Annotated in this window: 9 protein-coding genes and 3 pseudogenes; 4 read left to right on the top strand and 8 right to left on the bottom strand. The window is 32.4% G+C overall.

What is annotated here, in order from left to right; translation table 11 throughout:
- Positions 1-37: 37 nt before the first annotated feature.
- Positions 38-1,237, bottom strand: a complete 1,200-nt coding sequence (locus tag BAU27_RS08215) for an FAD/NAD(P)-binding oxidoreductase (RefSeq protein WP_071770612.1) — start codon at positions 1,235-1,237, stop codon at positions 38-40.
- 409 nt (positions 1,238-1,646) lie between these two features.
- On the opposite strand from BAU27_RS08215, the pseudogene BAU27_RS08210 reads away from it, so the two are divergent.
- From BAU27_RS08210 to BAU27_RS08200, 3 genes and pseudogenes are all read left to right on the top strand, one after another.
- Positions 1,647-2,012 (top strand): annotated as a pseudogene (locus BAU27_RS08210) (IS6 family transposase); the annotation flags it as partial.
- Positions 2,013-2,405: 393 nt separating this feature from the next.
- A complete protein-coding gene (locus tag BAU27_RS08205; RefSeq protein ID WP_139254623.1) occupies positions 2,406-2,600 on the top strand; it encodes a DUF5065 family protein in 195 nt (64 codons plus the stop codon).
- Between the two features lie 1,199 nt (positions 2,601-3,799).
- The gene (locus tag BAU27_RS08200; RefSeq protein ID WP_071770610.1) at positions 3,800-4,174 is read left to right on the top strand and encodes a hypothetical protein; all 375 of its coding nucleotides are present in this window, start codon (positions 3,800-3,802) and stop codon (positions 4,172-4,174) included.
- Between the two features lie 239 nt (positions 4,175-4,413).
- Here BAU27_RS08200 and BAU27_RS08195 read toward each other — a convergent pair whose 3' ends face one another.
- From BAU27_RS08195 to BAU27_RS08180, 3 genes and pseudogenes are all read right to left on the bottom strand, one after another.
- Positions 4,414-4,998 carry a GNAT family N-acetyltransferase gene (locus BAU27_RS08195; RefSeq protein ID WP_071770609.1) on the bottom strand — a complete coding sequence of 195 codons (585 nt, stop codon included), beginning with the start codon at positions 4,996-4,998 and terminating at the stop codon, positions 4,414-4,416.
- A 188-nt stretch (positions 4,999-5,186) separates the two neighbouring features.
- Positions 5,187-5,893 (bottom strand): annotated as a pseudogene (locus BAU27_RS08190) (IS6 family transposase).
- A 260-nt stretch (positions 5,894-6,153) separates the two neighbouring features.
- Positions 6,154-6,867, bottom strand: coding sequence for a M15 family metallopeptidase (locus BAU27_RS08180; protein ID WP_071735009.1), 714 nt, complete (start codon positions 6,865-6,867; stop codon positions 6,154-6,156).
- Positions 6,868-7,125: 258 nt separating this feature from the next.
- Here BAU27_RS08180 and BAU27_RS08175 point away from each other — a divergent pair.
- Positions 7,126-7,379: pseudogene (locus BAU27_RS08175) on the top strand (SunI/YnzG family protein).
- Between the two features lie 148 nt (positions 7,380-7,527).
- On the opposite strand, the gene BAU27_RS08170 reads toward BAU27_RS08175, so the two are convergent.
- The 4 genes from BAU27_RS08170 to BAU27_RS08155 form a co-directional block, all read right to left on the bottom strand.
- A complete protein-coding gene (locus tag BAU27_RS08170; protein ID WP_254797948.1) occupies positions 7,528-8,952 on the bottom strand; it encodes a sensor histidine kinase in 1,425 nt (474 codons plus the stop codon).
- Between the two features lie 15 nt (positions 8,953-8,967).
- Positions 8,968-9,780 carry a C39 family peptidase gene (locus BAU27_RS08165; protein WP_071770607.1) on the bottom strand — a complete coding sequence of 271 codons (813 nt, stop codon included), beginning with the start codon at positions 9,778-9,780 and terminating at the stop codon, positions 8,968-8,970.
- A gap of 476 nt (positions 9,781-10,256) precedes the next feature.
- Positions 10,257-10,898, bottom strand: a complete 642-nt coding sequence (locus BAU27_RS08160; RefSeq protein ID WP_071770606.1) for an ATP F0F1 synthase subunit alpha — start codon at positions 10,896-10,898, stop codon at positions 10,257-10,259.
- A gap of 344 nt (positions 10,899-11,242) precedes the next feature.
- Positions 11,243-11,767, bottom strand: a complete 525-nt coding sequence (locus tag BAU27_RS08155; RefSeq protein WP_071770605.1) for a GNAT family N-acetyltransferase — start codon at positions 11,765-11,767, stop codon at positions 11,243-11,245.
- Positions 11,768-12,776: the final 1,009 nt, after the last annotated feature.

Genomic DNA, 12,776 nt, shown 5'->3' with positions numbered 1-12,776 from the left:
TACGTTTTAGATTTTAAAACAACCTTTTATCTTTCCCCTATAAAATTCCTTTCAACATATAATTCCAATACATATATGGCAACATATATCTTTTAAGTAAAAACATACTATACCGTTCCTTCGCTTGATTTAATGGAAACGTTTCTTGAGGCTCATGTTCATAATTAAATTCAGCTAGTATAAGACTTTTATACCCTGTAACAATTGGACAAGATGTATACCCATCATATTTAGCCTGCATATCTTTTCCATTCAGTACATCCATAATATTTTGTTTTAACACAGGTATTTGTTTTCGGATTGCCGCTCCAGTTTTAGATGTGGGTAAATTTGTACAATCTCCTAGTCCAAAAATATTTTTATAACGAACATGCTGCAAAGTATAAGGGTCTATATCAACCCAACCCTGATGGTCGCTTAAATCACTTTCTTTTATAAAACTAGGCGGCCCCATTGGTGGAACAACATGTAACATGCTATATGACACACTTTCTCTTTTTAGTGTTTGTGTATCTTCAAAAATAGCTTCTTTTTTTCCGGAAATAATCTCTACTAAATTTTTATTATAATTCGTTATAATTTGCTTTCTTTCAAGTACCTTTTCTAGTGTATTTGCATAACGTGGAACCTGAAATATACTCGAATTTGCAGAATAAAACATGACTTCGCTGTTCTTTCTTACTCCCCTATTACAAAACTGTTCTTCCGCTAGGTACATAATTTTTTGAGGGGCACCACCGCATTTAATAGGAGTATTTGGGTGAGTAAAAACAGCATTACCTCCTTTAAATCTTTCAATTTCTTTCCAAGTAGAATCAACATATTTATAGGAATAATTACTACAAACACCATTTGTCCCTATTGATTCTTTCAAGCCTTTAATACCACTCCAATTTATTTGTATACCGGCAGATACAATAAGAATTTCATACTCAAGGATAGTTTCATCATCTAAAAAAATCTTATTTTCAGACGGAAACAACTTAACAACACTTTTAGGAATCCAAATTGCTCCGTTGGGAACAAGTGAATCTTGATCACGCATCGTACATTCCTTTGAAACAATTCCACCACCCACTAAACTCCACAGTGGTTGATAATAATGTTTTTTTGATGGATCAATAATCGCTATACTTCCTTTGAATAGGGATACATTACGCAATAAATGTGCAGTAAAGGAGAGTCCCGCAGTCCCAGCACCAATTACAATAATTTTATAACTATCTCTGGTCTTCATTATCCTCACCCTATCTAATTTTAATTGTAATGCTAATTGGTTATTAGCCATATTTTAATCCTATTAACACTAATATAAGTTAATATCCGTGCGTTTTTATCTTATTAAAATGAATATTCCGTAAATTATAACCATTAACGTTACTTCATATAAACATCACTAGGTTAACTATATACTTTGAAAATCTGGAAACTATACTCATGCCCCATTATTATAACTCTTATATTTACATTTTTGGTTAAAAATTCTAAGTAAACCATTTTCTCAACTTTTTATTTCCAAAATAAACATACGTATACCCTCTTAAAATTTCTTTTAGGTATACGATCCTTTATATTGGATGTTATTTTTTCATCAAGAAACAAAAATGTATTTACACTCTAGAAAAAGGGAACGAGGAGAATCACATATGCGATATTTTAAAGTGAAACAGTTCAAGAAAGATATTATTTTGGTAGCCGTCGGCTACTATTGTCGTTTTTCTTTAAGCTATCGTGATGTCTCTGAAATTCTGAAAGAACGTGGTGTTTCGGATCACCCGACAACCATCATGCGTTGGGTTCACGAATCTGGAAACCTTATTTATCAAATTTGGAAGAAGAAAAATAAAAACGTCCAATTATCTTGGAAGCTAGATGAAACCTATATAAAAGTCAAAGGAAAATGGTGTTATTTATATCGGGCAATAGATAAAGATGGGCACACATTGGATATTCAACTTCGTAAAAAACGGGACTATCAGGCTGCCCATGCCTTTATGAAAAGGTTAGTGAAAATATCCCCTGGATAATTCTACTTAATGGCCTTTTAAACCACTCTAAATGCTTCACTTCATTAACAAATCTATTTACTACAGCCGCTTTTTTATTGGATTATTGAACGATAAATTCTAAATAGAAGAATGAAATAAATTGGAGGACTATATTGTAACATGTATACATAAGTTTTTAATATTGATATAAAAAAATATATTAATTAAATATTATGTGTACCTTCATATATTACAAATAATTTAGTATGAATTTTAATTTGCTACCATCCATATAGAAAAATACTAGCATTAGAATATATAACCGCAGAAACCAATATGTATTTTGGAGAATGGAACAATGTGACACATTTTTTATATTGAACACAGCGTTTTGGTAGAGAGCACATTGGTGCCAAAATGAAGATTTTCAAGATTTACCCTGACGACTCATTACAACGATTTATAACAATTGAACCAGAATTTATTACCACTCCCAACGGGCTAGAAATTTGGAGAACACCAATTACAAACGTATATACTAAAGGGACATATATTACAGTTATTAAGTATAGCGGTGAATTTACTTACTCAAATCATTTTCAAATTAATTAACTCTTTCCTAATTAGTAGCTATGATGAATTAAGGTTTTAACCACCTTCAATTTAATTTTAACTCTTTAAATATGAACACATTTTACTTTTTAAAATCTATTAAAGTAAGTTAACTATTATATCTACCTACTCTTCGCATGCAATATTGCATGTGAAAAGCCTTAATTATTTTGTTATACTGTCTATGTGGATTTTTCATCCATCAATCCACACAAACGCATATTTATGTATATGCCGACCCTAATTTTTGAAAGTGAGAAGAATGATAGCCATTCTTCTCACTTTTTTTGTATTCAAAAACCAATAATTTAAATAGCATTGCCTATTTTCCAATACTATCTACAGATTATATTGATATTTAAACCGTATTTGAACTACTCGCCACTTCACATTTTTGAGGAAGGAGTCTTCTGTCAGAAAAACGATAAATTCGAAAAAAATTATCCTATATGTGCATGAATCCTAAATTATTACTTTTCAAATAGTATACCCATACTTTTATAGCAGCTAAAAAAGGCTCCGAATTGAGGAGTCTTTCTCTTTGTAATTGGTCAATATCTTAACTTTTTCGCCATTCATTTTTTACCTTTTTGCATTATTTCGCTTACATTTGCTGTAGCTACAAGCATTTGTCTATAATATTATCTTTTTTCTCAAAATAAAAAAGCCCACCAATTACGATGAGCTCTTTATGTAAATTCTTCAATAAGTTTCATTCACAAAATGTTGTTTGTTATTTGAAGAACAAGGAAGTTTTTCATAATATAAAATATGTTTATCTTTAGACTGTGTGCTTGTACTTATTTCTTTAGGTATTTTACATTCGAATCTTAATAATAATCCACGCAAGTGAATGCTCTTAAGAAAATAAACTCAAAAAGAGAATTAATCTTCCAAATTTCACATAGGGCATCATTTGTTTTCTAAAAACATTCCAGCATCTTTATCAACTCATTTTAGAATATTTAAACAATAATTTTATATACAAGCTCTGCATAAGTTATTCATTTTCTTTTATATAAGACATACCTTTTTACTTCTGATAAATTCTTAACATTGGATTATTATACACAAGCTAAAAAAAATGGGATTTTATGTAGAATTTTGTCTATCAATATGTATGTACACCCTTATGGCGTGGATATAGACTGTGAGGTGTAAGGAGATACCTTACAATAAAATGCAAAGGAGATTATAGAATGCGCAGATTAACAAAATTCTCAAAGTTAGTATTTGCAACATTAATTGCAGGAAGTAGTTTAAGTTTCTTTGTTTCGTCACAAAGTGTACAAGCTGACACCTTAGATCATAATTATCAAGGCACTGTCAAATTAATACCATCTTCTACTGCTACACAATCATTGGAACATAAAAATACTATTGTTCCTGAATCAAAAATCATTAAAAACCATTATGTAATGTACTCTAAAGCACATTTCCAGTCTAAAGAAAGTATACCAAAAGAAATTTATTATTCTTCTGAAGGCTTTAAAGGCTATATACAAGCAGCTACCGTTTGGGATATGGGAGATCATTTCGTAACTCTATATTCCGGAACCGTCATTCGATGTTAGACTTTTAATCCTACATCTCCACATGGTTATAAAAATCAATAGCTCACTGCAAATACTGTAACATCTATTGTACAAAAAAATAAACCACAAAATCATTCAATCTCATGGTTTATCTAATACAAAGATAATGCTAAACGAATACTCTAACATTACCTTCCCCAAAGTTAATTATAGAGTATTTTCATAAAAAAGACACTCTTGTAGTGTCTTTTTACATAGTATTTAGATTTACCCCCTTCTTACGTCACTTCTGAAGTTGATAAATATGTAGCATTCTTCCATTCAGACTTCAAAATTGAATATTGATATTCATCAATCCACTGCCCTTTTAACATATAATTCTGCAATAACTGACCTTCTCGTCTCATACCCACACGTTCTAGCACAGATATAGACTTGTTATTCCGAACATCCGAGAATGCGATCACTTTATGTTTCCCTAATGAATGAAATATGTAATGTAATAAAGTACAAATAGCCTCAGTTGCATAGCCATTTCCCTGATATTCTGTAGAAATAGTAAATCCAATTTCTACGATGTGAGGCTCACTTAAAAGCGTGTGAAGCGCACAATCTCCAATCATTTTGTTATTCTCAGCCAAAGCAATTGCGAACTGGAACCACGTACCTCGTTGATTAGGATTATTATTAATCTGTTCATTTACAAACGTTTTTGCTTCATGATATTGATAATTATCCCATGACTGAAATTTAGCCACTTCTGTATTAGAACGATAGAAATGAAAGTATTTAGTGTCATTAATACTAAACCTTCTCAAAATAAGACGATCTGTTTTCCCAAAAGCTTGATCATATTTCTCCATAACTTTTCCTCTCTTCTCTAGATTTGCTGTGAGCTGGATTCCGTTACTTCATGGATTTTTTAGTTTTATCTTTATAATACATAGTTATATATTTTTTATAGACAGAAAAGATGTCTAAAAAACTGGTTCTGGTGCAAATACTTAGGAAAGATATAAAGAGGCGAAAAGTTTCCTAGTGGAATCTAGTCTTAAGCAACAATGCCAAATAGTTGATGGATGAACTTTACTTGATTTTGGACAGACTTGTCCAGTAAAATAAATTACCTTTTTTCACCATATGCGTAGCTTCTATTCCAGAAATAATGGATGTAGCTGTGCGAAAGGATTTCAATCCTAACATCGAACGAACTCGATTTTTAATAAATCGATGATCTTGTTCCACTATGTTATTGAGATATTTCACTTGCCTTAGTTGGATGCCTAATGGCATCTTTTTTTCTTTTCTCAATTCTTCAACTGCTATAGGATAAGCTGGGTTCTTATCGACTGTCACGACACGAGGCTCAAAAATATGAAAAGACTGCCAAGCTTTCTTGAAGAATCGCTTGGCAGCCCTGTGGTTTCTTGCTTTGCTTAGGTAAAAATCGATGGTATCTCCTTTCGAATCGGCAGCACGATACAGGTACATCCATTGACTTTTTACTTTGATATATGTTTCATCGACTCTCCAAGAGCCATTGGCTTACTTGGGATGACGACGGATTCTTTTGTCTAATTCAAGACCATACTGATGAACCCAACGCATAATCGTTGTATGAGCAACGGATAAGCCCCGTTCCTCCATCATTTCCACCAAATCCCGAAAGCTCAAGTTGTACCGTAGGTACCATCTTACTGTTTGCAAAATAATATCATGATGATAATGTTTCCACTTGAATAAATTTCGCTTCTCCATACTGATCACGCACTTTTTTTAGAGTAATAGTATCAGGATGTCCAAGACTTAGAGATTACTTGCAATTATCTTGAAGTTTTAGCACCAGAACCCCATTTTCCGCAATTACGTTTGCACCAGAAGCATATGTATGCGTAAATTTATTCTCTAATAGCTTCATAACAACCACCATGCCTTTTTAGAAAAATTGTATTAATTATCAACAATATTATTTTGTCGAACAAAATATATACATTCTTCAAGCGATTAAATATCTCCTCTTATTTCATATTCATATATTCTTCTAAAGTTAAGTGTTTCTTATATATATTTTCAGCAATATCTCCAACGTAGCGTATGTGCCAAGGCTCATACGCATATCCAGTAATACTCTCCTTACCTTTTGGGTAACGAATGATAAACCCTGCACGATGTGCGTTATCTTTTAGCCATTTGCCTTCCTTCGTATTCGCAAAGGATAGCTCCAGTTCATTGTTAGCGCTTTTAGAAGAAACATCCATTGTTAACCCTGTTTGATGTTCACTATGTCCAGGCTTTGCCGAGAAACGATCCGTATGCTCTTGCCCATTTTTTTTAACATTGCTGGCATATAGATTCTTTTGATACTCATAGGAACGAAATCCTGAAACTGCATTCAGCTGAATTCCTTCTTGTTTTGCTAAATCAAATAACTTTTCTAGTGCGTCAGCTGCCTCTTTACGAAGGTGACTCTTTTCTACCGTTCCACTAAATGAGAATGGTACATTTGGGACGACTAAATCATTTGGCTTATAGTTTTCAGGCAATCCATATTCCTTATTCACTACAGCCTCTATACTAGCAAAAGAACTTTCTTTCTCTTTATTTATGGAGTTTTCACGATTTTCATAGTTTGTCCTATTTGGTCCTTTACCAATAGATATGTTGGTGTAAAGAATAAAAATACCTAACACCACAATCATACAAGTGAAGATTCCTACTAATTTAAGTCTCATAATTCATTTCCTTCCTGCCACTTTAAATGTTTCTCGTTCATCATACTGCAACCATATCAAATTCATATTAACTTGATGTGAACTTTTGTTCTTAACATATTTTATATCAGAAAGACAGCATATCTTTCTATACGTTGGAAAGGCTTTAGATACGAACACGTAGAAACCAATTCTAGTCATACATATAGATAAATAATCTAAAAATTTGTATAATAAAATTAGAAGTGTAGCATTCTATTATAGAAAGGTCTTCGTATAATGCTAGGTATTGATGTAAAAAAACAAAAGAAGAGTTAATAATTTCATGGCAATTGGCGAAGATTACGATTCCGTTACGCGATGTGATTGAGGTTACCGAAGATGCTACCTATGCGGGAGTTGAAGAACCCACTGCAATCCGTATTGGAACAGCATATGGGACAACGGACCGTATTTTAATCAGAACAGTAAAACAAAATTATGTATTATTTACGACGAATAAAGTGTCAATTTTAAAGGTAATTCACGCGTAACAATGCGTATCTAAACGGTCTCTAACAAAGTTCAAGTGAAGGAAAAAGGTACGAAGTCATAAATTTGACTTCGTACCTTTTTCCAAAATAATCTATAAGAATTTCCCCTTTAACATATCAGTAAGATCTATAACACTTCTGATACACCTTACAATTTTGTATCCCATTTATCTAAACGGAAGTAGAACAATACGCCATCCTCTGTATTGGTTACACCGTAGTCTGCATCATGTAATTCAAATATATTTTTTACAATCGATAGGCCAAGGCCTGTGCCCCCACAAACTCGTTGTCTAGATTTATCCACTCTATAAAATTGATCCCATATTTTCTCTATATTTTCTTCCGCAATATGTGAACCTTTATTTTCAAACCCTATATATACGCCATCTATTTCATCTTTTACCTCAATAACAATGGTTTGTCCCGCATCTGTATAGCGAATTGCATTTGTAAACAGATTTCTTATCACTTGTTCCAATAAATTGGCTTTCCCTTTTACACACACTTCATCTATATTAGTTTTGATTTGCAGTGACTTTTCATGTATCTGAACGTGAAGGTCATTTTGAACCTGATGTATCAAACTTCCAATAGGAACTTGCTCCATCTGTATTTGATACGTGCCAGATTCATATTTTGCCAAATTAAGCATTTCATCGATTAACACATTCATTTTCTCTATTTCTTTTTCTAACGCTTCCCAGTAATATTGATTCATTTCAGGTGCAATACCGTCCTGAAGCATAGATGCCGATACCTGCATCACACTCAGTGGTGTTTTCAATTCATGTGAAACACCAGCAATAAAATCTTTTCTTGTCTGTTCTAATTGCTTCTCTTTTTCTAGGTCATCTTTCAATTGATTAATATATCCTTCCATTCTTGCTGAAAGCTGATTAATATTGGAGGACAGCTCCCCTATTTCATTTTTCGACTGTATGGATAGCTGATCTTGAAAATCAAATTTCATGATTTTTTTCGTCGCTTCATTTATTTTCAATAGTGGTTTCGTAATGATTCTTGAATAATAGAAAGACACAATAAGCGATAGAACTAACACAAATGCAACGATATATATATAATAATCACTTGCTTTGGTAAGTGGTTGTAAAGACGATAATGTATATACAATTTCTTGCACTTGACCATTTTTAATAATTGGTTTTATTGTTTCAATATACTGTATTCCATTAATAAGAATTTCTTTTTGTGTCCAACTACTATCCTCCAATTTCACTTTATCTGTAATCCAGTCAGCTTGAAAATTTAAAATTTGTTTCGCAAAAATATCATTGTTATACATTGTATTTACAGCGTCGGGGTCTGCATAATTGGGCATATTTATTTCTTTGACAACACCTTCTAAATAATAGAGTGCATACCGCCCATCAAGTATTATCAATTGATGTCCCTCTTTCGTACCATCATGCGATTTTTTCAAAATCTGATGATATGTTGAAACATCAAACCTGGTATCATATCCTTTCGGTCTCATACTCGTTGGGGTAACTATATCCTTACTAGCTACATCTAAGAGAGCCACATTAGATAATTTATTAATATTTCTCATCCAATCTACATTTATCTACATCGAAATGGTCATAGCCTGCCTTCCCATTTGAATCCATGCTTGTTCAAATTCATTTCGATTGATTGCTATATGTTTTTCCGTCTTTAACGGATCGTTAATATATACATATTGGTCATCGTAATCTGTCACAACGACACTATGTTGGTGATATGTCACTTTCATTTCCCCTGCATCTGTTTTCCATGTATCAAATTGATTATCAGGTAACTGTTTAAAACGGACATTTGTTAATACCCATACAGGGAGTCCTTGATCTATGGCTTCATATATTCGCTGAGGTTCTTTGTGACTGAGATCCTTCACTTTTTCTTCTGATACATATAACTTCGCCAATTCTAATATCAGTTCTACATAAACACCTAATCCAGGTTTATCAAAAGTAGCCATATTTCCGATAAACCCTTTATGCATATTTCCCTTTAAACCATTTCTTTGAAATGGTACATGCTTAATTTTCGAAGCTAATGCCATCTTTTCGACTTGTACACCAGAAAACTGTAATACCATCGTAAGACTGGTCACTTCACAACCACGCATCAATTCTGGTTTTTGTAAAATAAGCGGCACATCTAGTGGCCTTACTATCTCTTTCTCCTGTTCTAAAGGCGCATTTTCAGTTTCATCAACCTTTTCTGCTTCTTCTGTTACTTCCCCTACGTATTCTATCTCTGATTTTGCTTTCTCTTCTTGTGCAACTATAGGTTGTATTTTAGTAAATATAGGAATATCACTATGGGGCATACCAATACCTGTATGGAATACTGATAGTGCAAATACACAATAAGTTGTTTTTCTAATTTGATCCATGATTACCTCTCCTTGATACTTTCTAAGGTGAGTGTAATTTGTTCATATCTAGATAAAATCATATTTGTAGAAAGACAAAGCGAATTTTATATCAAGATTATATAAAGATAACTCATATATGTTTTAATCGTATGTGTTACAAATTGTGCTTTCAACAAGCAATATTTAACTATTTTTATTACTTACTCCTTTTTCATCACACAAAATGAATTCAGGAACACGCAAATAAAACCGTAGGAAAATTCCTACAGTTTAAATGGTGAAATACTTCTAAGCGCAAGTGTGTAGTTTCTTTAACATATTTGTAATGTAATCAATAGACTCTTCATATATAAAACACCCCCACCTACTTGTCATACACAAGATAATTAGGTGGGGGTGTATATTACATTCTTTACTCATTTCCTATATATACACATTCGATATAAGCAGATGTTATTTAGTTAAATCGCAAATAATGACTTCTATTTATCTTATTATGACCAGATCCACACATCATCATTATTTTGAGTGTTGTTCTTTGTTTCTTTCACTTTTTCGATATGATCCACTGTGTTGTAGTTAATCGAAATACCGCCCCAACCTACATACTTCATATCAATTTTCACTTTTTCACCCTTATTAAATACTTGTCCCTTTGTTAAGAACACATCAATAATGTCTTTCTTCCCGTTTACTGATGGATACTCAACAACTACATATTTTGTAGCAGCGTCTCCCTCATCTTCCATCGTCCCTACTTTTGATACTTCACCGATTACATAATCAGGAGAGCCATTTTCTTCTAAATGCATACCTAATTTATTAGTCGTATTTTCAACTTCTGTAGCAACCATATACTCCGTAAAGTTACGCATCATAGATCCAGTCGCTTTTACTTCGTCTCCTACCTTCACATTTGAAAGTTTTTCTATATACACACTAACAGGTTCTTCGTATTGTTTAGATTTCACAACAATCACACCATGATCAACTTCTACTACGCGTCCTTCTAACGTCGAGAAATTCGTTTCAATAGAAGCTGCACTCGCTTTTGTTGCTTCTAATCCTGGTAGATTTGTTCCTGATAATGCTGCGAACCCTAAAGCACCTGCTAAGATTAATTTTTTCATACCCATTCGATAACATCTCCATTCATGATGATTGTATTTGTTTGATTGGTATTCGCCAACCTGTAACCATTATAGTTACATGTTATGCAAAATTGCAACCATTTTACACATGCAATCTTGCATATCATTATCCTAAAATATAAAAATGTGAGCTCACGGGCTTTTATTTGTGTAATTTTAATTTATTTTAATAAAAAAATACGGGAGCTTTTCTACATTTGAAATTATCAAGACCTAAATTTAAAAAGGTTAATGAATTAAAGGGCATAATATATTAGTCTTAGATAATATGTTATGCCCTTTGTTATTCAACTAACGCATCCGTTAGCATAATAAAATCACTACGTCTATTACTTCAAATCAGAGGATAACATTCCATATACAAGACTATCTGTCCATTCATTTTTACTCCAAAAATCTTGTATAAAATGGGCTTCCTTTCTCATGCCTATTCGTTCACACAATTTTTGTGAAGCTGTATTACGTGCATCAAGATTAGCTTGTATACGATGTACATTTAATTCATTAAATAATTTAAATACCAAACTACTTACTGCTTCTGTTGCCAAACCTCTCCCAGCTACTTCATTTGAAAAACTATAACCAATCTCAACAGTGTCTTTCATATCTGTGTACCATACAGATAGATCACCCACTACATTAGTCTTGTATATGACTGCCAAACTTAATAGTGATTCTTTAGTGAGTACATTGTTTGCTAGCTTCTTATCGAATCTTTTCTGCATATCTTCAAGTGTCCACTTATTATGTAATAGGTACTTACATGTATCACCATTATTATAAATAGCAAATACATCCTGTAAATCAGTACCCTTAAAAGGTCTAATTGTTAATCTTTCTGTTGTGATTTCCAAGGTAGTTTTCCTCCCTTACATTCATTCTACAAAACAATTTTTATAGTATTTAAACCTCCTTCTAAGATTTCACCTAGATTACATATTTCATCATAGTAAATTAAAATCCTTCTTCCACTAACTGCACCGTTAGCTGCATCGGAGTAGTTCATTGAAATTTATATGTAGGTAAAACTTATGATTTTCCCTAGAATTACATGGGTATGTATCACATTTAAGTTCACTTACCTCTTTTGTTTCTTTCTTAAAACGACTCTTTTCATTCTTTAAGTAGTTGTGGCTTTTCAAAACTAAATCCTTTGAGTTTCGTTAAATAGTATCTCTTATTTCCTCCATTGCTTCAGAATGCGCTTCAGATACTTTCTCATGCATGTCCTATTATTTTTTTATAAATCAATTTAGAATCTTATAGTATAATACCTATTTAATGACGTATGACCTTCCTATTGGCTTATTGAAAGTTTTATTGAATACATTACTTTAGTTAAGTTGTTTTTAATAACTATCATTACATCGAGAAAGTAATAGTCAATATTATAAGAACCGACATTTATACTTATGACAACCTGCTGCATAAAGCTTAAGAATTCTTAAGAACTTTTGCCCCTATTTCTTAAGGTTTGGACTTTAGAGTATGATTATGAATGCAAACATACGGTGTAATTAATTATGAATACGATTCGCTTTCTTATTTCTGTTTACAATGTTCAAAAAATTAGTCGTTCCAGCCCTTGCAAGTTCTAGATTTCTTGGAGACAAATGAATTGAAGAAACTGAATTGAAGAAAATAAACATTGTCAAAATTGGGTCAAGTACAGGTGTATTCAAAGTAAAGTTAATTAAAAATAGATGGAATCTAATGAATTGAATATGGTTTAGCCTTAATATACTGAACATATATTAAGGTGAACAGTATCCCTATATTCAGTTTGTTGTTTCTTGTTTTTCGCTGTTAGGTTTACAATAAAGTGATGATAGACAAGTCTCACCAGCAATTGTCTTTAAATGC

Origin of the sequence: Bacillus sp. NH11B, from assembly GCF_001884205.1 — a bacterium.
GTDB lineage: Bacteria > Bacillota > Bacilli > Bacillales > Bacillaceae_G > Bacillus_A > Bacillus_A proteolyticus.
The sequence above is the reverse complement of the archived record's forward strand: the minus strand, read 5'-3'. Positions and strand labels throughout refer to the sequence as shown.

What these genes read in the sequence shown, in the direction of transcription:
- BAU27_RS08165 (WP_071770607.1), bottom strand. Translation starts at nt 9,780, where the DNA reads ATGGATCAAATTAGAAAAACAACTTATTGTGTATTTGCACTATCAGTA.
- BAU27_RS08195 (WP_071770609.1), bottom strand. Translation starts at nt 4,998, where the DNA reads ATGGAGAAATATGATCAAGCTTTTGGGAAAACAGATCGTCTTATTTTG.
- BAU27_RS08215 (WP_071770612.1), bottom strand. Translation starts at nt 1,237, where the DNA reads ATGAAGACCAGAGATAGTTATAAAATTATTGTAATTGGTGCTGGGACT.
- BAU27_RS08200 (WP_071770610.1), top strand. Translation starts at nt 3,800, where the DNA reads ATGCGCAGATTAACAAAATTCTCAAAGTTAGTATTTGCAACATTAATT.
- BAU27_RS08180 (WP_071735009.1), bottom strand. Translation starts at nt 6,867, where the DNA reads ATGAGACTTAAATTAGTAGGAATCTTCACTTGTATGATTGTGGTGTTA.
- BAU27_RS08205 (WP_139254623.1), top strand. Translation starts at nt 2,406, where the DNA reads ATGAAGATTTTCAAGATTTACCCTGACGACTCATTACAACGATTTATA.
- BAU27_RS08170 (WP_254797948.1), bottom strand. Translation starts at nt 8,952, where the DNA reads ATGAGAAATATTAATAAATTATCTAATGTGGCTCTCTTAGATGTAGCT.
- BAU27_RS08160 (WP_071770606.1), bottom strand. Translation starts at nt 10,898, where the DNA reads ATGGGTATGAAAAAATTAATCTTAGCAGGTGCTTTAGGGTTCGCAGCA.